23 protein-coding genes are annotated in these 23,769 nt (G+C 73.8%); 8 read left to right on the forward strand and 15 right to left on the reverse strand.

The features are described from left to right. Window positions 1-43: 43 nt before the first annotated feature. Window positions 44-622 (forward strand): TetR/AcrR family transcriptional regulator, encoded by a 579-nt coding sequence (locus FKD65_RS18220; RefSeq protein WP_141578636.1) that lies wholly within the window; start codon window positions 44-46, stop codon window positions 620-622. On the opposite strand, the gene FKD65_RS18225 is transcribed toward FKD65_RS18220, so the two are convergent. Beyond that, entirely contained in the window at window positions 619-1,596 is a 978-nt protein-coding gene (locus FKD65_RS18225; RefSeq protein ID WP_141578637.1) for an asparaginase, read from the reverse strand. The two genes, FKD65_RS18220 and FKD65_RS18225, sit on opposite strands and share 4 nt — an antisense overlap. A 222-nt stretch (window positions 1,597-1,818) precedes the next feature. After that, on the reverse strand, window positions 1,819-2,646 hold the full coding sequence (locus FKD65_RS18230; RefSeq protein ID WP_141578638.1) for a 3-keto-5-aminohexanoate cleavage protein: 828 nt from the start codon (window positions 2,644-2,646) through the stop codon (window positions 1,819-1,821). 19 nt (window positions 2,647-2,665) lie between these two features. On the opposite strand from FKD65_RS18230, the gene dtd reads away from it, so the two are divergent. Then, window positions 2,666-3,091 (forward strand): D-aminoacyl-tRNA deacylase, encoded by a 426-nt coding sequence (gene dtd, locus FKD65_RS18235; protein WP_141578639.1) that lies wholly within the window; start codon window positions 2,666-2,668, stop codon window positions 3,089-3,091. A 22-nt stretch (window positions 3,092-3,113) separates the two neighbouring features. Here dtd and FKD65_RS18240 read toward each other — a convergent pair whose 3' ends face one another. The 4 genes from FKD65_RS18240 to FKD65_RS18255 all read right to left on the reverse strand — a co-directional run bounded on the left by FKD65_RS18240 (window position 3,114) and on the right by FKD65_RS18255 (window position 5,948). Next, window positions 3,114-3,608, reverse strand: coding sequence for a hypothetical protein (locus FKD65_RS18240; protein WP_141578640.1), 495 nt, complete (start codon window positions 3,606-3,608; stop codon window positions 3,114-3,116). A 79-nt stretch (window positions 3,609-3,687) separates the two neighbouring features. Continuing rightward, entirely contained in the window at window positions 3,688-4,674 is a 987-nt protein-coding gene (locus FKD65_RS18245) for a folate-binding protein YgfZ (protein ID WP_141578641.1), read from the reverse strand. A gap of 41 nt (window positions 4,675-4,715) precedes the next feature. Continuing rightward, on the reverse strand, window positions 4,716-5,132 hold the full coding sequence (locus tag FKD65_RS18250) for a Fur family transcriptional regulator (protein ID WP_141578642.1): 417 nt from the start codon (window positions 5,130-5,132) through the stop codon (window positions 4,716-4,718). 330 nt (window positions 5,133-5,462) lie between these two features. Then, window positions 5,463-5,948 (reverse strand): FABP family protein, encoded by a 486-nt coding sequence (locus FKD65_RS18255; protein ID WP_141578643.1) that lies wholly within the window; start codon window positions 5,946-5,948, stop codon window positions 5,463-5,465. Between the two features lie 113 nt (window positions 5,949-6,061). Between FKD65_RS18255 and FKD65_RS18260 the strand changes: the two genes are divergently transcribed. The 3 genes from FKD65_RS18260 (at window position 6,062) to FKD65_RS18270 (ending at window position 9,104) form a co-directional block, all read left to right on the forward strand. Next, on the forward strand, window positions 6,062-6,724 hold the full coding sequence (locus tag FKD65_RS18260; protein WP_141578644.1) for a GIDE domain-containing protein: 663 nt from the start codon (window positions 6,062-6,064) through the stop codon (window positions 6,722-6,724). 151 nt (window positions 6,725-6,875) lie between these two features. Continuing rightward, window positions 6,876-7,238, forward strand: coding sequence for a DsrE family protein (locus FKD65_RS18265; protein ID WP_141578645.1), 363 nt, complete (start codon window positions 6,876-6,878; stop codon window positions 7,236-7,238). An 846-nt stretch (window positions 7,239-8,084) separates the two neighbouring features. Continuing rightward, window positions 8,085-9,104: a TerC family protein gene (locus tag FKD65_RS18270; protein ID WP_141578646.1), complete on the forward strand. Its 1,020-nt coding sequence runs from the start codon at window positions 8,085-8,087 to the stop codon at window positions 9,102-9,104. Between the two features lie 7 nt (window positions 9,105-9,111). On the opposite strand, the gene FKD65_RS18275 is transcribed toward FKD65_RS18270, so the two are convergent. The 3 genes from FKD65_RS18275 to FKD65_RS18285 all read right to left on the reverse strand — a co-directional run bounded on the left by FKD65_RS18275 (window position 9,112) and on the right by FKD65_RS18285 (window position 11,396). Continuing rightward, window positions 9,112-9,642, reverse strand: coding sequence for a DinB family protein (locus FKD65_RS18275; protein ID WP_141578647.1), 531 nt, complete (start codon window positions 9,640-9,642; stop codon window positions 9,112-9,114). 114 nt (window positions 9,643-9,756) lie between these two features. Beyond that, window positions 9,757-10,410, reverse strand: coding sequence for a maleylpyruvate isomerase N-terminal domain-containing protein (locus FKD65_RS18280; RefSeq protein WP_141578648.1), 654 nt, complete (start codon window positions 10,408-10,410; stop codon window positions 9,757-9,759). 53 nt (window positions 10,411-10,463) lie between these two features. Then, window positions 10,464-11,396 (reverse strand): NAD(P)-dependent oxidoreductase, encoded by a 933-nt coding sequence (locus tag FKD65_RS18285; RefSeq protein WP_240810217.1) that lies wholly within the window; start codon window positions 11,394-11,396, stop codon window positions 10,464-10,466. 58 nt (window positions 11,397-11,454) lie between these two features. Between FKD65_RS18285 and FKD65_RS18290 the strand changes: the two genes are divergently transcribed. Next, window positions 11,455-12,054, forward strand: a complete 600-nt coding sequence (locus FKD65_RS18290) for a TetR/AcrR family transcriptional regulator (protein WP_240810218.1) — start codon at window positions 11,455-11,457, stop codon at window positions 12,052-12,054. A gap of 49 nt (window positions 12,055-12,103) precedes the next feature. On the opposite strand, the gene FKD65_RS18295 is transcribed toward FKD65_RS18290, so the two are convergent. From FKD65_RS18295 to FKD65_RS18305, 3 genes are read right to left on the reverse strand one after another with little or no spacing between them, the layout of a single operon-like run. Beyond that, window positions 12,104-12,598 carry a pyridoxamine 5'-phosphate oxidase gene (locus FKD65_RS18295; protein WP_240810219.1) on the reverse strand — a complete coding sequence of 165 codons (495 nt, stop codon included), beginning with the start codon at window positions 12,596-12,598 and terminating at the stop codon, window positions 12,104-12,106. 51 nt (window positions 12,599-12,649) lie between these two features. Next, window positions 12,650-13,738, reverse strand: a complete 1,089-nt coding sequence (locus FKD65_RS18300; RefSeq protein ID WP_141578650.1) for an alkene reductase — start codon at window positions 13,736-13,738, stop codon at window positions 12,650-12,652. Window positions 13,739-13,771: 33 nt separating this feature from the next. Next, on the reverse strand, window positions 13,772-14,968 hold the full coding sequence (locus tag FKD65_RS18305; protein WP_141578651.1) for an MFS transporter: 1,197 nt from the start codon (window positions 14,966-14,968) through the stop codon (window positions 13,772-13,774). Between the two features lie 82 nt (window positions 14,969-15,050). Here FKD65_RS18305 and FKD65_RS18310 point away from each other — a divergent pair, with 82 nt between their 5' ends. Then, window positions 15,051-18,152 carry a BTAD domain-containing putative transcriptional regulator gene (locus tag FKD65_RS18310; protein WP_205718699.1) on the forward strand — a complete coding sequence of 1,034 codons (3,102 nt, stop codon included), beginning with the start codon at window positions 15,051-15,053 and terminating at the stop codon, window positions 18,150-18,152. Between the two features lie 3 nt (window positions 18,153-18,155). On the opposite strand, the gene FKD65_RS18315 is transcribed toward FKD65_RS18310, so the two are convergent. The 3 genes from FKD65_RS18315 to FKD65_RS18325 form a co-directional block, all read right to left on the reverse strand. Then, a complete protein-coding gene (locus tag FKD65_RS18315; protein ID WP_141578652.1) occupies window positions 18,156-19,589 on the reverse strand; it encodes a metallophosphoesterase family protein in 1,434 nt (477 codons plus the stop codon). A gap of 118 nt (window positions 19,590-19,707) precedes the next feature. Further along, window positions 19,708-20,424, reverse strand: coding sequence for a type 1 glutamine amidotransferase (locus FKD65_RS18320; protein WP_141578653.1), 717 nt, complete (start codon window positions 20,422-20,424; stop codon window positions 19,708-19,710). Further along, window positions 20,414-21,664, reverse strand: a complete 1,251-nt coding sequence (locus FKD65_RS18325; protein ID WP_141578654.1) for a Mur ligase family protein — start codon at window positions 21,662-21,664, stop codon at window positions 20,414-20,416. Before FKD65_RS18325 ends, FKD65_RS18320 begins: the two co-directional genes overlap by 11 nt. A 356-nt stretch (window positions 21,665-22,020) precedes the next feature. Here FKD65_RS18325 and FKD65_RS18330 point away from each other — a divergent pair, with 356 nt between their 5' ends. Further along, window positions 22,021-23,712 carry a hypothetical protein gene (locus tag FKD65_RS18330; RefSeq protein WP_141578655.1) on the forward strand — a complete coding sequence of 564 codons (1,692 nt, stop codon included), beginning with the start codon at window positions 22,021-22,023 and terminating at the stop codon, window positions 23,710-23,712. Window positions 23,713-23,769 lie beyond the last annotated feature (57 nt).

The following is a 23,769-nucleotide window of genomic DNA, read 5'->3' on the forward strand; positions in this document are numbered from 1 at the left end:
GTACTGTGGTTGCAGTGATTGCAAGTGGACGTGATGGAGCATCATGCGACGCAACCCCGCCCGCCGGGCCGCCCTGCTGGACGCCGCCATCGAGGTCCTGGCCCGCGAGGGGTCGCGCGGCCTGACGCTGCGCGCGATCGACGCCGAGGCGGGCGTCCCCACCGGGACCGCCACCAACTACTTCGCCGACCGGGCCGACCTGCTCACCCAGGTCATGCACCGCACCCGCGAGCGCCTCACCCCCGACCCCGTCGCGCTGGCCGAGACGCTGCGGCAGCCGCCCACGCACGCGCTGGCCACCGAGCTGATGCGCCAGCTACTCGCGCGCATGCGCGCGGACCGGACCGGCTACCTCGCCATGCTGGAGCTGCGGCTGGAGGCGACGCGGCGCCCGGAACTGCACACCGCGCTCAGCGGCTTCCTCACCGCCGAGCTCGCGGAGAACATCCGCTACCACCTCGACGTCGGCCTGCCCGGTGACGCCACGGACGTCGCCCTGCTGTACTTCGCCATGATCGGCCTGCTTCTGGACGACCTCACCGTCCCCGCCATCACCGAGCCCTACGCGACCGACGAGCTGATCGAGAAGCTGGTGGCCCGGCTGCTGCCGGAAGGGGGTTAGACCGCCTGCTCGAAGACGCCCGGCGCGGGGCGTACGGCCCCGACGACGCCGTTCCCGCCGCGCACCTCGACGGTCGCCAGCTCGTCCAGGACGATCCGGTCGGAGCCGTCGCGGACGCCGAGGGCGCGCAGCAGCGCGACGGTCACGGGCGTCCGGGCCCGCATCGCACCGTCGTCGATCTTGACGGCCCCGGCGCGCCCGTCGGCGAACGCGAAGGCGTCCACGCCCTCGGCGCCGCACTTGACGAGCAGGCCGGGGACGGCGTCCATCAGCTGACGCTCCTCGCGGCGGGTGCCGGACGTCCACTGCGGGTGCGTCCGCATGGCGTCGGCGACGCGCCGCTCATGGGTGCCCGGCTCGGAGAGGACGAGCGCCCGGAACGCCCGCGCGACGCCCGCGACGGACACGGCGAACAGCGGCGCCCCGCACCCGTCGACGCCGACCGCCGCCGCGCTCTCCCCGGAGAGCTCTTCGACGACCTCCCGGACGATGCGCTGCAACGGGTGGTCGGCGTCGAGGTAGGAGTCGGTGGGCCAGCCCGCCGTGACGCACGTGGCGAGCATCGCGGCGTGCTTGCCGGAGCAGTTCATGCGCAGCCGGGACAGGCCGCCGCCCGACCGGGCGACCGCCTGCTGGGTCGCGGGGTCGATCGGCCAGCTCTCGGGGCAGCGCAGGTCGTCGGCCACCAGCCCGGCGCCCGCGAGGATCTTCTCCACCCCCTCGACGTGGAAGTCCTCGCCGGAGTGGCTGCCGGCCGCGAGCGCGAGCAGCTCGCCGCCGATCTCCAGGCCGCCGCGCAGCATCGCGACCGCCTGCATCGGCTTGTTCGCCGACCGGGGGAAGATCGGAACCTCGGCGTCCCCCACCCGGACGGCCACCGTCCCGTCGGCGGCAAGCCCGACCGCCGCCCCCCGGTGCCGGGACTCCACGAACCCGGAGCGCTCCACCTCGACCAGCACAGGATTGACGTCCACCGCACTCCTCCATCGACACGACGCCCGGCGTCCGGCCCGGCGGCTCCCGCCCCGGGCGGCAGGCCGAAGCGGCCCGCCACCGGAACGGGCCTCACCCGGGGGCGGACCCGCTCGCTTCCTTGGTCAACTACCCGGCGGATCCCATGAAAGCGGAACCACGCTCAACGAAAACGGTCAGGTTGGACCATCCCGGCTTGACCCACCCGGACGGGCCCTGCGCCGTCAGCGGGGTCTGGTGGACAGGAGAGCGCGGGCTTCGGCCGGGGACATCGGCGGGCGCTGGGCCAGACGGGCCGCCTGGGCCGCGCGTTCCACGAGCTCCGCGTTCGCCGTGACCGGGCGGCCCTTGGCGAAGGTGACCGTGTCCTCCATGCCGACCCGCAGGTGGCCCCCCGCCGACAGTGCCGCGAACAGCACGGGCAGGGACGTGCGGCCCACGCCGGTGGCCGACCACGTGGCGCCCTCGGGGAGGGCGTCCACGGCGGCCACCAGGCTTCGAGCGTCGCCCGGCATCCCGCCCGGAACGCCCATCACCAGGTCGCAGTGGACGTGCCCGCCATAAGGGAGCCCGTGCTTGTCCAGGAGGCGGTGCAGCGACGCGATGTGGCCGAGGTCGAACAGCTCGAACTCGGGAACGACCTCCAGTTCCTGGGTTCGCTTGTACAGCTCCACCATGAACGGCCACGGGTTCATGAACACGTCGTCGCCGAAGTTGACCGTCCCGCAGGTGAGCGAGCACATGTCGGGCTCGGCGTCCAGGACGCGGAGGCGGTCCTCGTACGGGTCGGTGACCGCGCCGCCCGTGGACAGCTGGACGATCAGCCCCGTGCTCTCCCGGATCGCCGTCACCGTGTCCCGCAGGCGGGACGGGTCGAGCGTCGGCCGCGCGTCGTCGTCGCGGATGTGCACGTGGATCACGGCCGCGCCGGCCGCCTCGCACTCCTTGGCCGTCTGGACCAGTTCATCCAGGGTGACGGGCAGGGCCGGAACGTCCGCCTTGGCGGACTCCGCACCCGTGGGCGCCACCGTGATGAGCGTCATTGCTCCCATGGCGGCAGAATGCATGGTCATGCGTGCTGTAGTCCAGAGGGTGAGCCAGGCGAGCGTCTCGGTGGAGGGCCGCGTCGTCGGCGCGATCGACGGGCCGGGGCTGCTGGTCCTCGTCGGCGTGACGCACGACGACGGCCCGGAACAGGCCCGCAGACTGGCCTCCAAGCTGTGGGGCCTGCGGATCCTGGAAGGCGAGAGGTCGTGCTCCGACGAGAACGCGCCCCTGCTCGTCGTGAGCCAATTCACTCTCTACGGGGACGCGCGGAAGGGCCGCCGCCCGTCCTGGACGGCCGCCGCGCCCGGGGCCGTCGCCGAGCCGCTGGTGGACGCGGTGGTCAGCGAACTGCGCGCGCTGGGCGCGAAGGTCGAGACCGGGGAGTTCGGCGCGGACATGAAGGTCGCGCTCGTCAACGACGGGCCGATCACGCTGCTCCTGGAGGTCTGACCGCGCCGGCGGTGAGCGCGGGTCAGCGGAACCCGTAGACCATCCCGACGAGCGCGGCGAGGGTCCCGGCGGTGGCGAGGAGGATGAGGGCGCGATCCTGCGGGACGAGGCGGCCGCGCACGTCCGAGGACACCACCACCACGGTCCCGGTGTCGCCCTCGTCCGGGACGGGGCCCTGCTGGAACGGGTTGCGGATCCCGGCGAGCCGCCACAGCGCGTCGTTGCGGAGCCGCTGGTGGGCCGGGCCGCAGGCGAAGAGCCGGCCCCGGGTGCGCTCGGTGCAGGCGGCGCCCTTCGGCGTCAGCACCCGGCACAGGGTCGGGACGAGCGCGAACTGGTACAGGCACCACCCCACCAGGCCGAGCAGCGCGACGCGCCACGAGTGCTGCCACCACGCGAGCCCGGCGATCACCGCGAACAGGGCCCACCACGCCAGCGCGGACTCCCGGCGCGGGCGGCGCCGGGATCCTCCCCTCCGGATCGCGGGCGTCTCCCCTTTCCCCAGGTTCGGGACCATCGGTAGGAATCCACCTTCCCCGGGCGGCGCTCAGTCAGAAATCGTCTTATCAGACGATATTCGCACCCGAGGCGGGCTGCTACCCGTGTTTCGCGGGGCGTCGGCGCAGGGCGATCTGCGCGTTCGCGCCCGTCTCCGGCGACACGACGACCTCCTGGGCCGCCGCGACGCCGCCCGCGAGCAGCTCGGCGTCCACCGGGACGTTCCGCTTGACCAGCGCGAGGGCGATCGGCCCCAGCTCGTGGTGCCGGGCGGCCGACCCGACGAACCCGATCGTCCGGCCCCCCGGGATCTCCACCGGGTCGCCGTGCGCGGGCAGCCGGTCGACGCTGCCGTCCAGGTGCAGGAACACCAGGCGACGCGGGGGGCGCCCGAGGTTGTGGACGCGCGCGACGGTCTCCTGCCCCCGGTAGCAGCCCTTGTTCAGGTGGACGGCCGTCTCCACGTACCCGGCCTCGTGCGGGATCGTCCGGTGGTCGGTGTCGAGCCCGAAGCGGGGGCGGTGCTCGGCGATGCGCAACGCCTCGTAGGCCCACATCCCCGCCGGCCTGAGGTCGGACGGGAACTGCCCGCGCGGGACGATCCGCGTCGTCGTGCCCGCCACGTCCGGCCAGGACGGCCCACCGTCGGCGAGCCCGCTCGGCCCGGTGACCACCATGTACTCGTCCGACACGTCGGCGACCTCGACGCGCAGCATGAACCGCATCCGGTCGAGGAACTCCGCCAGCGCGGGGGCCGTCCCCGGCTCGACGTGCGCCCAGACCGCCTCGCCGTCGTCGACGAGGAAGAGGTGGTGCTCGATGTGCCCGTTCGGGCTGAGCAGCAGCGCCTCGGTCGGCTCGGACGGCCTCAGCCCGTCCAGGTGCTGGCTCAGCAGGCTGTGCAGCCAGCTCAGCCGGTCCGGCCCCGAGACGCGGACGACGCCCCGGTTGCTCCGGTCGACGAACGCCGTCCCGTCCTCCAGGGCGCGTTGCTCCCGCGCCGGGTCCCCGTAGTGCGCGGCGACCTCCTGGTCGGGCGCGTCGGCGGCGACGGCTCCGGGCGACTGCAGCAGAGGGCTCTCCATGCCGTCCAGACTATGTCGCGGGCGCCCGGACCGTGCCGCGGCTATGCCTCGCGGCAGTCCTTGCAGCGCCCGTACACGGTGAGGTGGTGGACGTCGGTCTCGAAGCCGAAGTCGCGCGCGAGGACGTCGGCCAGCCCGGCGGCCGCGCGCGGGTCGACGTCCTCGACGGTGTGGCAGCCCCGGCAGACGAGGTGGATGTGCTCGGCCTCGGCGGCGAGGTGGTAGTTCGGCGGGCCGTGCCCGAGGTGGGCGTGCTTGACGAGCCCCAGCTCCTCGAGGAGTTCGAGCGTCCGGTACACGGTGGAGATGTTCACGCCGCGGGCGGTGCGCTGCACCTCGGTGCAGATCTCCTCGGGGGTCGCGTGCTCCAGGTTGGTGACGGCCTCGAGGACCAGCTGGCGCTGCGGCGTAACCCGGTACCCCTTCGCCCGCAGCTCCTCCTGCCACGACTCGACCATGCCCAGAGTCTAATCCCGGGCGGCGGTTCCGGTTGCGGCGTCCGGTTCTGCCGTGGGAAAACCCTCTTGCCTCGTCGCGCGGGCGTCGCATACGTTCGGGATACGCGCGAAAGGAGGTGGTCCTAAACAATGGTTGCTTGTAGGACTCGCGAGGTGACTGTCCGCTAGTCGCCGTTCCGCCTCGGATCCCCCGCCTCCGGCGGGGGTAGCCGGTCGCGACGGTGACCGGCGAATACCAGGCAGTTACCCGGTCCCCGGACCGACGGACCCGTCCTGTCCGTCGCCCCGCCACCCGGCGGGAAGGTCCGGGGATCGTTCATGTCCGGGGGTCTAGGAGACCTTCTTCAGCTGCGCCGACAGGTGGGACTGGAGCTCCTGCCCCATCGCGGCCATGTCGTACGCCCAGCCGAGGTCCTCGCCGATCAGGCCGTAGAGGCGGTGGCCGCCGGTGACCTCCTTGGCCGACTCCGTCCGGGCGACGACGTCGGTGTGCAGCTCCACCCGGTTGAACGCCACGTTCCCCACGTAGATCTCGACGATGCCGGTGGGGTGGGCCAGCGTCACCTCGACCTGGTGGTCGGGCCGGGGACGCCAGTAGCCCGTCTCCATGCCCAGCGGACGTCCGAGCGTGCCGTCCTCCTCGATCTTCCAGGTCCGGCTCGCGTACACCAGGAAGGGCTTCCCGACGTGCGTGAACGAGATCTCCTGGCCGAAGTTGAACGACTCGATCGTCGGATAGCCGCCCACACCGGCGCCCTCCCAGGTGCCGAGGAGGAACTTCAGCGGCTCAAGGTCCGGGTGCAGCTCAACGTCCATGGGCACCGAGCGTAGCGGCGCGCGAAACCACCCGCGTCCCCGTGCGGGCCGTCCCCTCCGGTCCGGGACCGGCGTCCCTGTCCGGACCGGGACGGCGGCCCGATCATGTGAGCGTGTCGACCCTCACCGTGAGCATGGTGGTCCCACTGATCATCGCGGCCGGCCTGCTGGCCGCGGGCTGGGTCTGGCGGATCCGGTTCCGCAACCTGCACCGCGCCGTCCAGACGGACTGCGCCGGCCTCGCCGGGCTCCACGACGGCGTCCCGTGCCAGGTCAGCGGGACGGCCCTCGCCGTCCAGCCCGCCCCGTTCTCCGGCCGGCCCTGCGCCTGGTACAAGACGAAGGCGACGGCCCGCACCAAGTCGGGCAAGCGCGTCTTCATCGACGAGAAGTCGAAGACGCCCTTTCACCTGCGGGACGGGACGGGGCACGTCCTCATCGACCCGTCCGCCGCGGCCGTGGACGGCGCCGTCCGGACGATGGACGAGCGCCGCCCCGCGAACGGGGAACTGCCCGGCGTGGACGGGGAGGTCGCGGAGTACCGGTACGAGGAGTGGATCCTGCCGGCCGACCAGCCGCTCTTCGTCCTCGGCACCGCGGCCGGCGGCTCCGTCGGCAAGGACAGGGAGACCGGCCAGTACGCCATCAGCACGCGGACGCGCCGCGAGTACCGGCGCCGCGCCGTGATGTTCATGGCCGTCGGGTACGGCGGCGGCGCGGCGATCTTCCTCGCCTGCGCCGCGGTCGTCGCCGTCGAGCACCTCTACTTCGACTGACGCGCCCGGCCTACCTGAGCCGGCCCAACTTGATCACCAGAAGGACGGCCGCGACCGCCACCAGACCCAGCACGACGACGAGGATCCCCGCGTTCACCAACCCGACCACATCGCAGGATGCTACGCGGAACACCGGACTAGAGTGCCCTGCATGGCAAGACCACTGGTCATCAAGGTGACGGCCGGCGCGGACGCACCCGAGCGCTGCAACCAGGCGTTCACGGTGGCGGCGGCCGCCGCGGCGAGCGGGGTCCCGATCTCCCTGTGGCTGACCGGGGAGGCGGCATGGTTCGCGCTGCCGGGGCGGGCCGCCGGGTTCTCACTGCCGCACGCCACTCCCCTGGACGACCTTCTCGGGGTCGTGCTGTCCGCGGGCCGCGTCACGCTGTGCACCCAGTGCGCCGCACGCCGCGACATCGGCCCGGACGACGTGCTGCCCGGCATCCGCATCGCAGGCGCCCCGACCTTCGTCGAAGAGATCACCCTTCCGGACGTCCAGGCCCTCGTCTACTGACACGAGCTCGTCCACTGACACGAGCTCGTCCACTGACACGAGGCGGACGTCCGGCGGCACGGGGCGCACGTCCATCCCCGGGCCGCCCGCCCGGGCACGGGACGGCCGCGCGCTCCGCAGGCCCAGCGCGAGCCCCGCGGCGGCCGACCCGGCGAGGCCGAGCATGAGGTCGCCGATGGTGTCGCGGTAGATCGTGACGGTCTCGGGGGTGTCGAGGATGAAGACGCCGTACTCGAAGAACTCCCACAGGATGGCCGTGACGGCGCCCAGGCCGGTGCACATCAGGCCCAGCGTCCAGGTCCTGAGGCCCGCCCAGCGGCGCAGGGCGACGCCCGCGGCGGCGCTCAGGAGGGCCCAGTTGCCGAAGTGGCAGGCGTCGTCGAACCAGCCGACCGTGTCGTAGAGGTCGGCGGCGTTCCCGGCGACGTCCACGACGAAGGGCGCGGTGACGAGGAGGTCGACGTCCCACGGGAAGGGCCGGCCCCGGCCGCGCAGCGCCCAGACGAGCGTGACGAGCATGACGGCGGCGGGGTAGGCGGCCACCCGCACGCCCATCGCCTTGTCGGCGAACCGGTCCCACTCGGGGAAGGCGACGGCGAGGGCCAGCAGCGCGAGGAGGGCCGCCTTGGCGGCGAGGGCCGGCGGGCGCCAGCGGGAGGTGTCCATGCCGAGAGCATGGCCGCCGGCCTCCCCCGGCGGCATCGGCGCGGGTACTCAGAGCCGTCTGAGTGCCCGTACCCGGTTCCAGCAGCCGATTCTCGCGCCGGGGGCAGGGGGCCGTGGCGGTAGAACGGCCGGAGAACGGAAATAGGAGTGCCGACGCACCCCCGAGACTGGAGCCGCCGGATGGCCGACATACCCGCATGGGCCTGGGGCGCGACGATCGCACTGATCATCGCGCTCTTCGTGTTCGACCTGCTGGTCGCCGTCCGGCGGCCGCACGCCGTGCACATCCGGGAGGCGACGTTCTGGTCGGTGTTCTACATCGCCGTCGCGGTCCTGTTCGGCGGCGCGGTGTGGATGCTCGCCGGGTCGACCGCGGGCACCGAGTACTTCTCCGGCTGGATCGTGGAGAAGAGCCTGTCGGTCGACAACCTGTTCGTCTTCGTGATCATCATGGCCAAGTTCTCGGTGCCCGCCGAGTACCAGCAGAAGACGCTGCTGTTCGGCATCGCCGCGGCGCTGCTCCTGCGGGTCGTCCTGATCGCGGTCGGCGCCGCAGCGATCAACCTGTTCTCCTTCACGTTCCTGATCTTCGGGCTGATCCTGATCTGGACGGCGGTGCAGCTCATCCGGCACCGGAACGAGGAGCCCGACGTCGAGGACACCTTCCTCGTCCGCCGCGCCCGCAAGATCCTGCCGGTCAGCCAGGACTTCCACGGCGGGCGGATGCTCGCGCACGAGGACGGCCAGCGCGTGATGACGCCGCTGCTGCTGGTCTTCGTCGCCATCGGGAGCACGGACGTGCTGTTCGCGCTGGACTCCATCCCGGCCGTGTTCGGCGTCACCGACGACCCGTTCATCGTCTTCACCGCCAACGCGTTCGCGCTGCTGGGGCTGCGCGCCCTCTACTTCCTCATCGAGGGCCTGCTCGAACGCCTGGTCTACCTGTCGATCGGCCTGTCGGTGATCCTCGCGTTCATCGGCTGCAAGCTGATCCTGGAGTTCCTGCATCAGGACGTCTCCAAGTCCGTCCCCGAGATCCCGACGACGCTGTCCCTGGGGGTGATCCTGGTGATCCTGCTCTTCACCACGGGGGCGAGCCTGGTCCGCGTCCACCACCACCCGGAGGAGAAGGCCAAGGCCGGTTCCCTGCGCAAGCGCCGCGAGAGGAAGCCCCGCGAGGAGGAACCGGCCGCCCGCTGACCCGGGGTCAGCCCATGCTCTTGGCGCCGTCCATCGACTCCCGGATGATGTCGGCGTGGCCCGCGTGGTGGGCCGTCTCCTCGATGACGTGCAGGAGCACCCTGCGGATCGTCCAGTGCGTCTCGGTGTTCCACGGCGCCTTGGGCAGCTCCCGCACGGCCCCCAGGTCGGGGAGGGTGGGGATCAGCTCGTCGGTGCGGCGCGCCACCTCGGTGTAGGCGTCCAGCACACCGGCCAGCGTCTCGCCGGGCAGCATCGTGAACTCGTCGGCGCGCCGCTTCCAGTCCTCCTCGGTCATCTTGGTGAAGTCGCCCATCGCGGAGGGGCCTTCCAGGATGAAGTCCACCCAGCTCCGCTCGCAGGACGTGACGTGCTTGATGAGGCCGCCGAGGCACAGTTCGCTGGCCGTGGTCCGCTGCCCGGCCTGCTCGTCGGTGAGGTCCCTGGTGGTGAACCGCAGGAAGTGGCGCGCCTTGGCCAGTTCCGCCAGCAGGTCGGCCCGCTCACCCGTCACGTTCGTCCCGTCTATGACGTCCATGGTCTCCGCCTTCGGTCGTGTCGTCTCCGTACACGTCCACGCTAGGAACCAAAGCGGTCAGAACCTGGCCTCCTTCGCACCGTCCGCGGGTATGAAGTCGAGCCGATCCAGCCCTCAGCCGAGGATGAAGGGAACCCTTCCGGCCAGATCGCCCAGTTCGGCCCGCTCAGCGGCGGTCGGGGCGCGGCGGCCGGTGCCGACCAGCAGCGCGTCCCGGTCGGAGAGCGAGGCGGGGAACGCGGTTCCGGCGATCCTCTCCAGCAGCCCGCGCGCCGCCGCGAGGGTCTCGGCGGGCGGTTCGGGCCCCTCCGGGAGGTGCGCGACGAGGTCGAGGTGGTGCAGCGTCCACTCGATCACGTAGGCGGACAGGTAGTCGCCGGCCGTCAGCACCTCGTCCTGGGTGCCGACGCGGGCGGCGGGGTCGGCGAGCCGCGCCGCGCGGCCCGCCGCCCGCCCCACGTCGTCGAGGTGGAACCTGAGCAGCCGCGGCTCCTCGTAGGCGGCGGCCAGCCGCGGGATCAGCGCGTCGAGGGGGTCGTCGCCGGTCGGCGGCTCGACGAGCTTCCAATAGGTGGCCGCGTCCACGGTCGGTTCGGCGTCCTCGGGCGTGACCAGGGTGATCAGGACGTCCTGGGCGTCGATGACCAGGTGGCACACCAGGTCCCGCACGAGCCAGCCGGCGCACCCGGACGGCCGCCCGAAGTCCTTGTCCGGAAGGCCCTCGACCGCCGCGAGCAGCGCCGTCCACGAGCGTGAGAAGTGATCCACTTTCGGCACGCTAACGCCACGCCGCAAAGGCGGACAAGCGGATTCGGGACGTCCTAGACGACGGTCACTGGGGCGGCTGTACGGGCCTCCAGGGCCTGGACGACGGCGGCCATGTCGGCGTCGCCGTGGCCCAGTGCGACGGTCTCGCCGTAGAGGGCGTGGCACGCGTCCAGCAGCGGCGAGGCGAGCCGCGCGGCGCGGGCGGCCTCCGCGATGAGGCGGTTGTTGTCCAGGACGTTGACGATGGACGCCTGGACGGCGAAGTCGCGGTCGAGCAGCTTGCGGCCCTTGGCGCGCGACACGGTGCTGGCCATCGGCCCGGCGTCGAGCACCTCCAGCAGCCGCTCCCGGTCCAGCCCGTGCCGCTCGGCGAAGTGGAACGCCTCGGCCAGCCCGGTGACCATGGTGATCAGGTACAGGTTGACGGCGAGCTTCGTCTGGAGCGCCTGCGGAACCGGCCCGCAGGCGAACACGTCGCCGCACATGGGGCCCATCAGGGGCCGGACGGCGTCGACGTCCGAGGGCTCCCCGGCCAGCATCGCGACGAGTTCCCCGGACTCCGCGGGTCCGCGCGAACCGGACACGGGCGCCTCGACGTACCGTCCACCCGCGCCGCGGACGTCCGCTTCGAGGCCCCGCGAGTAGCCCGGCGAGGTCGTCCCCATGTGGACGACGACCCGGTCCCGGACGTTCGCCGCGAAGTCCGGCGTGCCGCGTCCGAGCGCGGAGTCGATGGCGGGCCCGTCGGCCAGCATGAGGAACACCACGCGCGTGCGGCGGAAGACGTCGGCGGGGTCGGCCGCGACAGCCGCCCCCGCGGCGCGCAGCGGCTCGCACTTCGCGGCGGTGCGGTTCCAGACGACGAGGCGGGTCCCCGCCCGGACGAGGTTGAGCGCCATGGGCCGCCCCATGACACCGAGGCCGATGAAACCCGCGTCCATGTCCACCATCACCTTCGCGCCCTTGCGAGTTATGACAATGGTCATGATAATGATCCAGGTAGATACGGCAATAGCCCGCGAAAGTTAATTCGGAGGAGCGATCTTGGCGACCGGTGGGCGGGACCCGCGGCAGCGGATGGTCTTCAGCGCGGCCCAGCTCATCCGCCGCGACGGCGTCACCTCGACCGGCCTGCGCGAGGTCGCCGAGCACGCCGGGGCGCCGCGGGGCTCGTTGCAGCACTACTTCCCCGGCGGCAAGGAGCAGCTGGTCAACGAGGCCGTGGAATGGGCCGGACGCTACGCGAGCGACCGCGTCGCCCGTTTCATGGCCGCCATGTCGCGCCCCACGCCGGGCAGGCTCTTCGCGTCGATGGTCCGCCAGTGGACCGACGAGTTCGAGGCGACCGGGTTCGACCGCGGCTGCCCCGTGGCCGCCGCCACGGTCGACTGCGCGGACTCGGTGGAGTCCACCCGCGCCGCCGCGGCCGCCGCCTTCGCCGCCTGGCGGCGGCCGGTCGCCCGCGAGCTGGCCGCGATGGGCGTCCCGCCCCGCAGGGCGACCGCCCTCGCGACCCTGATGGTCAGCTCCCTGGAAGGCGCCATCCTCCTGGCCAGGGCCGAGCGGAGCACCCGTCCCCTGCGCACCGTCGCCCGGGAACTGGCCCCCTACCTCGACTCCTGCGCCACCGAGGGCTCCCCCTGACCGGGGCGGCCGGCCCGGTCAGGGGGAGTCCTCGCGGGCGGACGGCCTGTCAGGGGGTCATGAGGGTGGGCCGGCGGGTCCGGAAGTCGATGACGCCCACCCAGGTGGGGCGCAGGGCGATGCGGGCCATGCGGGTCTCCGGGTGCTCGGCGCCGGCCACGTAGCCCGCGCCGCCTTCCTCGCCCAGGTAGCGGCGGGCCGACCGCGCCTGCTCGGGGACCATGCCGTCCACCTCGGTGATCGAGACGCGGCCGCGCAGCAGGAGGACCTCCGGGGGCTGGGAGTCGGTGTCGATGGTGACGGCGGCGTCGGGGCGTTCGCGGAGCGCGCGGACGCGGGCGGCGGGGCGCAGGATGCCCATCGGCGGGCAGCGCAGGTAGGTCGCCATCACCAGTTCGTCGCCCGTCCAGGTGAACCAGGTCGACATGACGCGGGGCGTCCCGTCGGGGGCGACGTAGGCAAGGCGGGCCGGGATCGTCGACTGGAGCAGGCGCTGGGCGACGTCGGTTTCGAGCAGGCGCACGTCGCCCTGGGGGAGGTCCATGGTCATCTCCTTAGTAGCGGTCAGGGAGATGACCACGGACGACCCGGAAAGTCATCGCTGCGGGACGAGGGCCAGGGTCGGGTAGTCGGTGTAGCCGGCGGCGGAGCCCGTGTACATGAGGTGCCGGTCCTGGACGGGGTTCAGCGGCGCGCCGAGGCGGAGGCGTTCGACGAGGTCGGGGTTCGCCAGGAAGGGGCGGCCCAGGGCGACGAGGTCGGCTCCGGCGGCGAGGACGCGGGACGACTCGCGGACGACGTGGTCGGTGGTGACGTCCGGCAGCACCGGGTTGGCGATCAGGGGCCCGGGCCACGCGCGGCGGATGGTGTGGAAGAGGGGGTTGCCAGGGTCGGCGTAGACGACGTGCAGGTAGGTCGGGGAGATCTCAGCCAGGGCGCGGACGAGGGCGGGGTAGACGTCGTCCAGGTCGTCCTCGTGCATGGCGTTGGCGGTGACCCCGGGCGAGATCCGCACGCCGACGCGGTCCGGGCCGATGGCGTCGGCGACGGCGCGGGTCACCTCGACCGTGAACCTGATCCGCGCCTCGGCCGGGCCGCCGTAGGCGTCGGTGCGGTGGTTGGTGGCGCGGGACAGGAACTGGTGCAGCAGGTAGCCGTTCGCGGAGTGCACCTCCACCCCGGCGAAGCCCGCGGCGACGGCGTTGCGGGCCGCGGCCGCGAAGTCGGCGACGGTGGAGCGGATGTCGTCGGCGGTCATCTCCCGGGGCACGACGGAGGGCCGCGGCCCGGACGGCGTGTGGATCGTGTCCGGCAGCGGGACGGGCGAGGGCGCCACCGGGTGCAGGCCGCTGTTGCCGGGATGCCCGATCCGCCCGCCGTGCTGGATCTGGAGGAACATCCGGCCGCCCGCGTCGTGGACGGTGCCGGTGACGCGCCGCCATCCGGCCACGTGGGCGGGGGCGTGGATCGCCGGGATGTTCGGGTACGTCAGGCCGACCGCGTTCGGGGTGGCGGCCTCGGCGATGATCAGTCCGGCGGTGGCGCGCTGCGCGTAGTAGGTCGCCATGAGGTCGGTCGGGACGCCGGCCGCGTCCGCGCGGTTGCGGGTCATCGGGGCCATCACCAGGCGGTTCGGCAGGACGAGTCCGCCGAGGCGGGCCGGTTCGGTGAGTGCGGTCTCCATTGTCCTGTCCCTTTCAGGTGGTGTGCGGGGAAGTCAGCGGTGGGCGGGGAAGCCGTGGGTCCGGGCGGCGAGGACGGTCGCGAGGACCGGCGCGAGGAGCGCGAGGGTGCTCCAGGCGAGCGATGTGGAGCCGGAAACGTGCAGCAGGACGCCTCCGGCGATTCCGCCGCCGGCCATGGCGACGTTCCAGAGGGTGACGAGCATGGCCTGCGCCGCGTCGGCCGCGTCGCCGCCCGCGTCCCCGGCGGCGGTCTGGAGCAGGGTGGGCGCGCCGCCCCAGCCGAGGCCCCACAGCACCACGGCGGCGTAGACGAGGACGGGGACGTCCGCCCACAGCGCGAGGACGGCGGCGGCAGCGGCGACCAGCAGCGTCCCGGCGACCATGAGCGCGCGCAGGCGGCGGTGGATGTGCGCGCCGACCACCCAGATGCCGGCCAGGGACGCCGCCCCGAAGGCCAGCAGCACGCGGTCGGTGGACGCGCCCATCCCGAGCCCGTCGAGGATCGCGGCGATGTAGGTGTAGAGGATCGTGTGGGCGAGGACGAACACGAGCGTCACGAACAGCACGGCCGCGACCCCGGGGACGCGCAGGACGTTTCCGCCGCCCGTCCGCTCCCCCGCGCGGCGCCCGGGGAAGTCCGGGACGGACGCGGCGATCCAGCCGAGCAGGACGACGGTCAGCCCGGTCATGGTCAGGAACGCGGCCTGCCAGCCGAGGGCCGAGCCGAGGAACGTCCCGGCCGGGACGCCGAGGGACAGCGCGACCGGGATGCCCGCCATGGCGACGGCGATCGCGCGTCCTTCCAGGTGCGCGGGCACGAGGCGGCGGGCGTACCCGGCGAGCAGCGCCCAGGCGAGGCCTGCCGCGACCCCGGCGGCGAACCGGGCCGCCATGGTCAGCACGTAGTGGGTCGACAGCGCCGTGACGGTGTTGGCGACGGCGAACCCCGCGACGGTCGTCAGCAGGAGGCGGCGGCGCCGCCAGCCGGCGGTCGCGGCGGTCAGCGGGACGGCGGTCAGCGCCGTGCCGATCGCGTAGATCGTCACGGTCTGACCGGTCGCTGACTCGCCGACGTGCAGGCTCGCGCTCATCGCGGGCAGCAGCCCGGCGGGAAGCGTCTCGGTCAGGCTCGTGATGAAGACCGCCGTCGCCAGCGCCAGCAGCGCCGGCAGGGGAAGCCCCCGGCCGGACCGTCCGGCCGGGGCGGTCGTTCTCTCCGCTGTTCGCATGGTGCGACCGTGCCGGACGGCGCTTCGGAGGCGCTGACGGTCCGCTGACGGCCCGCGGGCGCTCGGCGGGTACCGTGCTGGCATGCGGTTTGGCGTGCTCGGCCCGCTCACGGTGCGGGACGAAGAGGGGGCGCCGGTCCGGATCCCGGAGGCGAAGGTCCGGGCGCTGCTCGCCGATCTGCTGGTGCACGAGGGGCGGGCCGTTCCCGCCGACCGCCTCGTCCACGACCTGTGGGGCGACGACCTGCCCGGCAACCCCGCGAACGCGCTCCAGGCCAAGGTCTCCCAGCTGCGGCGCGCCCTCGGGCGTGACCGCGTGGTCCGCGAGGCGAACGGGTACCGGCTCCGCCTCGACGGCCCCGGCGACGAGGTCGACGCCGACCGCTTCCGCTCGCTGGCGGCGCGGGCGCGGGCGCTGACCGAGCCGAAGGAGCGCGCCGAACTGCTCACCGAGGCGCTGGGCCTGTGGCGCGGCGCGGCGTTCGCCGACTTCGCCGACGAGGAGTTCGCGCGGGCGGCGGCGGACCGGCTGGCCGACGAGCGCCTCGCGGTGCTGGAGGAGCGCGCCGAGGCCCGGCTCGGCGCGGGCGAGCACCTGCTGCTCGCCGGGGAGCTCGCCGGCCTGGTGGCCCGGCACCCGCTGCGGGAGCGGCTGCGGGCCGTCCAGATGCGGGCGCTGTACCGGTCGGGACGGCAGGGCGAGGCGCTCGCCGCCTACGCCGAGTTGCGCGAGGTGCTGGCGGACGAGCTCGGCCTCGACCCGAGTCCCGAGCTGGCCGCGCTGCACGAGGCGATCCTGCGGCAGGACGCGGCGCTCGCCCCGCCGGAACCGGAGCGGCGTTCGAACCTGCCCGTCCCGCTCACCGGGCTGATCGGCCGGGACCGCTGCCTGGACGACGTCGAGCGCCTCCTCGGGACGGCGCGCCTGGTGACGCTGACCGGCCCGGGAGGGGTCGGCAAGACGCGGCTCGCGCTCGAAGCGGCCGCGCGGCTCACCGGGGACGGTTTCCCGGACGGGGTGTGGCTCGTCGAGCTGGCGGCCCGGCGCGGCGGCACCGCCGAGCTGGCGCAGGAGGTCTCGGCCGTGCTCGGGCTCCGCGACGACATGCCCGGCGCCCCCGCGGCCGGAGCACCGGAGGGCGACGGTGTGCGGCGGCTGTCGGCGGCGCTGCGCGGCAGGCGGATGCTGCTCGTCCTCGACAACTGCGAGCACGTGGTCGACCGGGCCGCCGAGCTGGCGGAGCTGCTGCTGCGCGGCGCGGCCGGCCTGCGGATCCTCGCCACCGGCCGCGAGCCGCTCGGGCTGACGGGCGAGACGGTGTACCTGGTCGAGCCGCTGCGGAAGGACGACGCCGTACGGCTGTTCGCCGACCGCGCCGCCGCGTCGGCGCCCGGCTTCGCCCTGGACGCCGACCGCGCGGCGGTCGCGGAGATCTGCCGGCGCCTCGACGGCATCCCGCTCGCGCTGGAGCTGGCGGCGACCCGCGTCCGTGCCCTCGGCGTGCGGGAGCTGGCGCGGCGCCTCACCGACCGCTTCGGCGTCCTCACCACGGGACCGCGCGGGGCGCCGGCCCGGCAGCGGACGCTGCGGGCGGTGATCGACTGGAGCTGGGAGCCGCTCGGCCCGGCCGAGCGCGCCGTGCTGCGCAGGCTCGCCGTGCACGTGGACGGCTGCGGCCTGGACGCGGCGGAGGCCGTCTGCGCGGGCGGCGACGTGCGCGAGGAGGACGTCCTCGACCTGCTCACCCGGCTGGTCGACCGGTCGCTGGTCGTGATGGTGGACGGGCCGTCCGGTCCCCGCTACCGCCTTCTGGAGTCCGTGGCCGCGTACGCGGCGGAACGCCTGCGCGAGGCGGACGACCTGGACGGCGCCCGCGACCGGCACCTGCGCCACTACCTCGACCTCGCCGAGCGGGCCGAGCCGCACCTGCGCGGGCCGGAGCAGCGGGCCTGGCTCGACCGCCTCGACGCCGACGCGGCGAACCTGCGCGCCGCGCTGGAGGAGGCGCTGCGGCGCCCCGGCGCGGCGGAGGCGGTGCGCCTCGGCACGGCGCTGTGCTGGTGGTGGCTGCTGCGAGGCCGCCTGCACGAGGCGCGCCGCACGCTGTCGGCGGTGCTGGACGCGGCGCCGGAGGCGGCCGGGCTCCGCCTGCCGGCCGCGGCGTTCGCGCTGCTGACCGGCGACCGCTCGGCTCGGGGCGCGCAGGGCGAGGACGACATCGCGGACCCCGTCCGGCGGGGCCGAGCCCTGTGGCTCTACGCGCACGGGCTCTACCACGCCGGGGACCCGGACGGCAGCGCGCGCGCCAACGAGCGCGCGCTGCGCCTGTTCGGCGAGGCGGGCGACCGCTGGGGCACCGCCGCCGCGCTCGGCCTGCGCGCGACGCTCGCACAGGTCCGGGGCCGCCTCGCCGCGATCGCGGACGCGGGCGGTCGCGCCGCCGCCCTGTTCGCCGAGCTCGGGGACGGATGGGGGCGGCTCCAGACCGTCTCGCCGCTCGCCATGCTCGCCGAGGTCGGCGGCGACTACGCGGCGGCGGAGCGGCTCCAGCGCGAGGGGCTGCGGATCGCCGAGGAGCTGGACCTGCGCGCGGAGGTCTCCGCGCGCCTGTCGGGCCTCGGTCGGCTGGCGCTGCTCGGCCGGGACTGGGACCGGGCGCGCGACCTGCACGAGCGGGCGCGGGCGATGGCCGTCGAGCAGGGCTACCGGTTCGGCGAGATGCACGCGCTGATGGGCCTGGCCCTCGGGGCGCGCCGCTCGGGCGACCTCGCCGGCGCGCGGGCGATCCTGCACCGCATCCGGGACGGGTACGACTCGTCCGAGATCGGGGAGCACCTCCTGGCCGCCGAGCTCGGCTTCGTCGCCGAGCTGGAAGGGGACGCCGCGCGGGCGCTCGCGCACCACACCCGCGGCCTGGGGATCGCCCGGTCGATCGGCGAACCCCGCGCGCTGGCCCTGTCCCTGGAGGGGCTGGCGGGCGCGGCGGCCCTGGCCGGCGACGCCGGGCGCGCCGCCGAACTGCTCGGCGCGGCGGACGCGTCCCGCCGGAGCGTGGACGCCCCGCTCCCGCCCGCCGAGCGAGGCGACGTCGACCGCGTCACCGCCGCCGCCACCGCCGCCTTGGGCGAGCGCGCCTTCACCGAGGCCTTCGCCCGAGGCACCCGAACGCGGGGCGAGACCTGACTCTCACGCCCCGGAAAGGCCGGAGAGGTCTCGGGCGACGACCGTGTTGCGGTCGGTCGAGCGGTTCCCCAAGGACAGCTGGGGCCACTGCCCCGACAGCTCCTGGCGGCTGCGCTCGCTCCAGGCGCGGGCCTCGTCGGCGCGGGTCTTGTAGAAGTTCAGGGCGTACCCGCCGGTGTGGACGCGCAGGAGCGTGAAACCGCCCGGGTACTCCTTCACCGCCCCGACCTCCTGCTGGACGACCCGGGGCGCGAGCGGGAACACCGACCGCTGGTTGCGGTGGGTGTGCCCCGCGTGGTGGAGGAACACCCCGGGTGCCCGGTTGTAGGCAGAAAGGATCCGCAGCGACTGGCCCGCGTCGAGGGAGTGGGCTCCGGTGATGGAGAGCGGGTCGTTCTCGGTGAAGAGCGGATGGTGGCCGAAGACGAGGGTGGGCCGCTCCGGCTCCTTCCTCAGCTCCGCCTCGAACCAGGCGTGCTGCTCCGCGGAGAGGCCGCCGGAGTCGCCGCCGTCGCCCGGCTTGTCGTAGGTGTCGAGGCCGATGACGCGCAGGCCCCGCAGGTCGCGGGAGAAGTAGGTCCGCCCGGACGGGGAGAAGGCGTCCCTGAAGCAGTCGTTCCCCTGGTGCTCGCCGGGACTGCACTCGCCGTACCGCGCCCCGGAATGGGCGCGGTCGTGGTTGCCGCGGGCGATCAGGTAGTCGTCGCCCAGGGTCCCGAAGGTGTCGAGGATGCCCTTGGCGCTCGCGAGGTCGGCGGGCGCCGCCTCGCTCGAGATGTCCCCTGCCGCGAGAAGGTATCCGGCTCCCCTGGCCCGCGCGTCCGCGATCAGGGCCTTCGCCATCACCTCCGGGTAGGGCGGGTGGCCGGGCACCTGCTCGATGCCCTTGATCCAGGGAAGCTGCCCCACCAGCCCGGCGACGGTCTCGCCCAGGTGGAGGTCGTTGCAGAGGGCCACCGAGAAGAGGTGGCTGCCGGGGGGTGGTTGCGGGGTCGTGAACGCGAAGACGTCTCCGTAGGGCGTGCCTGCCGCTTGGCCTGCGGCCAGCCAGGTGGGCGCGGCGTCCCGTCCTCTGGAGCGGGCCCTGTAGTAGTACGTGCGGCCCGGCTCCAGGTCGGTCAGTTCGACGTAGTGGTACGGGGTGCCGGACGGGCCGTGGGCGACGCGGTCGAGGCGCGAGGGGTGCGTCCCGTAGAGGACCTCGGCGTCGGACGGCGCGGGCTGCATGCGTCCGAGGCCGTCGTCCGTTCCGGGGACGCCGGTGTACCAGGTGAGGACGGCCATGGTCTCAGTGACGGTGACCAGTTCGAGGTTCACCGGCTGGGCGTCGTCCGAAGCGCGCGCGGACGCCGACTCGACGGCGGGGAGGAGCGAGGCGCCCGCGACGACGGCGCTCCAGCGCAGGAGCGCCCGGCGGGAGGGCCGGCAGCAGATCATGATCGCTACGGTGGCAGCGACCGGCCCCCCGCACCAGACCCAATCGGGCAACGTCCGATGAACCCGTCCGCCGGGGGCGAACCACCCCGAAACGGCCAGATCGGTTATGGCGGACCGATCAGCTCATGACGGCCTGGAGGCGCTCCTCGCGCAGGCGCCCGGCCCACGAGTCGTCCAGCGGCGGCAGCTGCCGGCCAACGGCCCAGCCGAGCAGCAGGTCGGCGAGGCCGGGGTTGCGGACGAGCGCCGGCCCGTGCATGTAGGTGCCCAGGACCCGGCCGCTGTAGGCGCCCTCGAAGCCGTTGCCGTCGCCGTTGCCGATGCCGTGCACCACCTTCGCGAACGGGCGCGCGTTCGGCCCGATCTGCGTGACGCCCTGGTGGTTCTCGAAACCGGTGATGCGCGGGACGTTCAGCTCCGCCGCGACGTCGCCGACGATCTCGCCCACGGCGCGCTGCTCGCCGCGGCCGGAGCGGATGTCGAGCAGGCCGAGGCCCGGGACGGGCTGGCCCTCCTCGCCGCCGAACTCGTGGCCGAGCAGCTGGTAGCCGGCGCACACCGCGAACACGACCGCGCCGGACTGGACGGCCCGCGCGAGCCCGCCGTCGCCCCGCAGCCGCTGCGCCGCGAGGATCTGCGGCCGGTCCTCGCCGCCGCCGAGCAGGTAGATGTCGCCGTCGGCGGGGACGTGCTCGTCCGACCGGAGGCTGACGGTCTCGGTGGGGATGCCGCGCAGCGCCGCGCGCCGCTCCAGGACGATCGTGTTGCCCTGGTCGCCGTAGGTGCTGAGCAGGTCCGGGTAGATCCAGACGATTTTGATGCGGTCAGACGACACGGCCGTACCTCGTTCGGATGGTCTGGAAGGCGGTGTAGTTGGCGATCACGTCCAGGTGCCCGGGCGGGACGGCCATGACCGCCTGGTCGATGTCGTCCACCACCGTGAAGGGCACCTCGGCGGCCTCCAGCCGGGCGGCGAGGTCGATGCGGCGCTCGCCGGTGACCCACACGGGGCGGCCCCGCAGGATGCGGTAGTCGACGTCCCACAGCCAGGACGTGTCGCGGCCGTCGGGCCCCTGCGCGTTGATCGACAGCGCGACCGGGCCCGGCGCGGGCTGCAGCACGTCGAACGCCTCCAGCCACCCGGCGGGGTTCTTCGACAGCAGCAGCCGGATCGAGCGCCCCTGGTGCTCGACCGTCGTGTAGCGGCCGGCGACGGAGGTGACCTGCGACAGCAGTGGCAGGGCCTGCTCGGGCGGGACGCCGAACTGCGCCACCACCGCGAGGGCGATGAGCGCGTTCGAGCGGTTCGCGCGGCCGGGCAGGGACAGCCCCGCGAGCGAGTACGCGCGGCCGTCCGGGGCGGTGATCGTGTCGCCCTTGAGCGCCCAGTCGGGGCGGGGGCGGGAGAAGTGGCACTGCCGGCAGCGCCAGTCGCTGTCCTCGTCGGTGTCCTGCCGGTCGAGGGGGCCGCCGCACTCGGGGCAGCACCAGGAGTCCTCGCGCCAGTGCTGGCCCGCGGCGACCCACGTGACGCTCTTGGCGGTGGACGCGCCCCAGGTGACCAGTGGGTCGTCGCAGTTGGCGATGACGTGGCTGGTCGGGGACGCCTCCAGCGCGCGCCGCCACTTGCCGGCCAGCAGCCAGATCTCGGCGGCGCGGTCCATCTGGTCGCGGCTGAGGTTCATCAGCGCGACGACGTTCGCGCCGGTCTCCCTCAGGACCATCGGGACGTACTTCTCGTCGCACTCCAGCACGCCGTAGCGGGCGGACGGGGCGGACGCCAGCGCCGACACGTGCCCGGTCGGCATGTTCGCGCCGAACGCGTTGGTGGCGACCTCGCCGAGCGGTGTCATCGCCGAGGTGATCAGCCGGGTCGTCGTCGTCTTGCCGTTGGTGGCGCTGACGAGGACGAGCTTGCGGTCCTTGGCGAGCCTGGTCAGCAGCTCGGGGTCGAGCCGGAGGCCGACCCGGCCGCCGATCACCGAGCCGTCCCCGCGGCCTGCCATTCGGGACATCTTGGCGGCCGTACGACCGAGCGCGACGGCCAGCTGCGAACGCAGCGGAAGATCGCTCATGGACTCCGTCTTCTCTGGATGCGCCGGGAAACCGCTCCGAGCCTAGCCGCTGAGTGGGGCTTTCGCGGCGCGCCGGGCGGTTCGGGGGGCGTGCTCCGCACCACGGGTGCACAATGTGAGCAGCATCACAGTGATCTCGGTAAACCAGCGACAGCAATCTTGACCAGTACCGACATGTCGTGATTGCGTGCGACCTCCGACTGCGGTGCGCCGGATTCCCAACCACGCGTCCAAGAACGGCGTCACCCACTACTTTTGTCGGGAGCCCCGCTGGTGACCGCGGGGAGCGTGCCCGCCCCGGGCGGCGGGCCTGGATCGCAAGCGTGGGCAAGCGGCTATAAGGCGAGGTCTGAGCGATGCAGTGTCCGACGTGCGGTAATGACACGCCTGGGACGCTCGGCAAGTGTTCGCACTGCGAGGCGCCGATCGACGTGTACTCGGTCGGACCCGCCGTCCCGCTGGGGGCTCCGGTCGCGGACGCCCCCGCGGCGGGGGGTCTCGCCGGCGGCGCCGACCCGCTCGGCGAGCGGACGATGATGGTGCCGCCGCCCGCCTCGTCCTGGGCCCCGAGCCCGCAGCCGCCCGCGGCCCCCGACCTGGGGAAGCACCACCCCGGCCCGCAGGGCATGCCGCAGTCCGGCCCGCAGTCCGGCCCGCAGGGCTCGTCCGAGGCTCCGGCGCAGCCCGTGCTGCGGCTGTACGCCGAGCCGCCCGCGTCCGCGTCGGCGCCGACGCCCGCCGTCGCGTCCCCGCTGCCGCCGCGCGACCCCGACGACACCGCCGCCTGGACGTTCGACCCCGACGCGGACGACGACCCGTCCGGCGGCTTCAGCACCGCGTCCCCGCCGCCCGCGTGGGGAGGCGGTCAGCAGTCGCCGCCCGCGGGCGACCCCGCTCCTCCGGCCGCGGGCCCGATGCCGCCGGGCGCCGGCGGGTCGAACCCGTTCGGGCTCCAGGATCAGGCCCCCCGCACCGAGTCGATCGTCCCGGACTCGTGGTTCGCGCAGCCGCGCAAGCCGGAGGCGGAGGCCGACGCCACGCAGGTGTGGGGCCAGCAGCCGCCCGGCGCCGCGCTGCCCCCGGCCCTTCCGGGCCCCGAGGCGACGCAGATCGCCCCCGGCCCGGGCGGGGCCCTCGCCATGCCGGGCGCCCAGGGGTTCGACGACTTCGACCAGACGCGGTTCGAAGACTTCGACCGGACGCGGATGGACTCCGGCCACCCCATGGGCGGCCCTCCCCCGATGGGGTCCATGGGCGTCATGGGCCAGGGGCCGATGCAACAGGGGCCCATGCAGCCGGGCCCGATGCAGCCGGGCCCCATGCAGCAGGGGCCGATGGGCCCCGGGATGCAGCCCATGGGTGCGATGGGGCCGGGCGACCCCGCGTACGGCGGGTACCCGCCGGGCCAGTTCCCGCCGCCCCAGGGCAAGAGCGGGACGAGCAAGCCGCTGATCGCCGCCGTCGCCGCGCTGGTCACCGTCGCCGTCGGCACCGTCGCGTTCGTCGTGTGGCCGTCCGGCGACGACTCCCCCTCGGGCACCGGCCCGTCCCCGGCGGCGTCCCAGAAGCAGGTCGCGCAGAAGAACGCGATCCCGCCCGCGACGAAGCAGCAGGCCGCGGCCCTCAACGCGATCCTGAACGACAGCGTCGACACCCGCCGCATCCTCGCGGGGGCGATCGGCCGGGCGGGCAAGTGCAAGACGCTGCCGCAGGCGATCCAGGGGTTCCAGACGGTCGCGCAGCGCCGCACGAACCAGATGCGCCGCACGCAGGGCCTCAAGGTCGACAAGCTGGCGAACGGGGAGCGGCTCCGCGGCTCGCTGAACCAGGCGCTGGGGGCGTCCCTCCAGGTCGACCAGGTCCTGCTGCAGTGGGCTCAGGCGAACCAGCGCAAGTGCAAGGGCAAGCCGCGTCCGAGCGCCGCGCAGGTCCCCGGGCGGGCGGCCGCCGAGCGGCGGGCGACGGCGGCGAAGAAGCAGTTCGTCATCCTGTGGAACCCGGTCGCGAAGAAGACCGACCAGCCGCAGCGCAGCTGGAAACGGGTATAGCGGGAAACGGGTGTAACGGTCGGTCACGCAGTATTCTCTGACCGTTCGAACTCACGG

The organism is Actinomadura sp. WMMA1423 (assembly GCF_006547145.1).
In the GTDB taxonomy this organism is placed as follows: Bacteria; Actinomycetota; Actinomycetes; order Streptosporangiales; family Streptosporangiaceae; genus Spirillospora.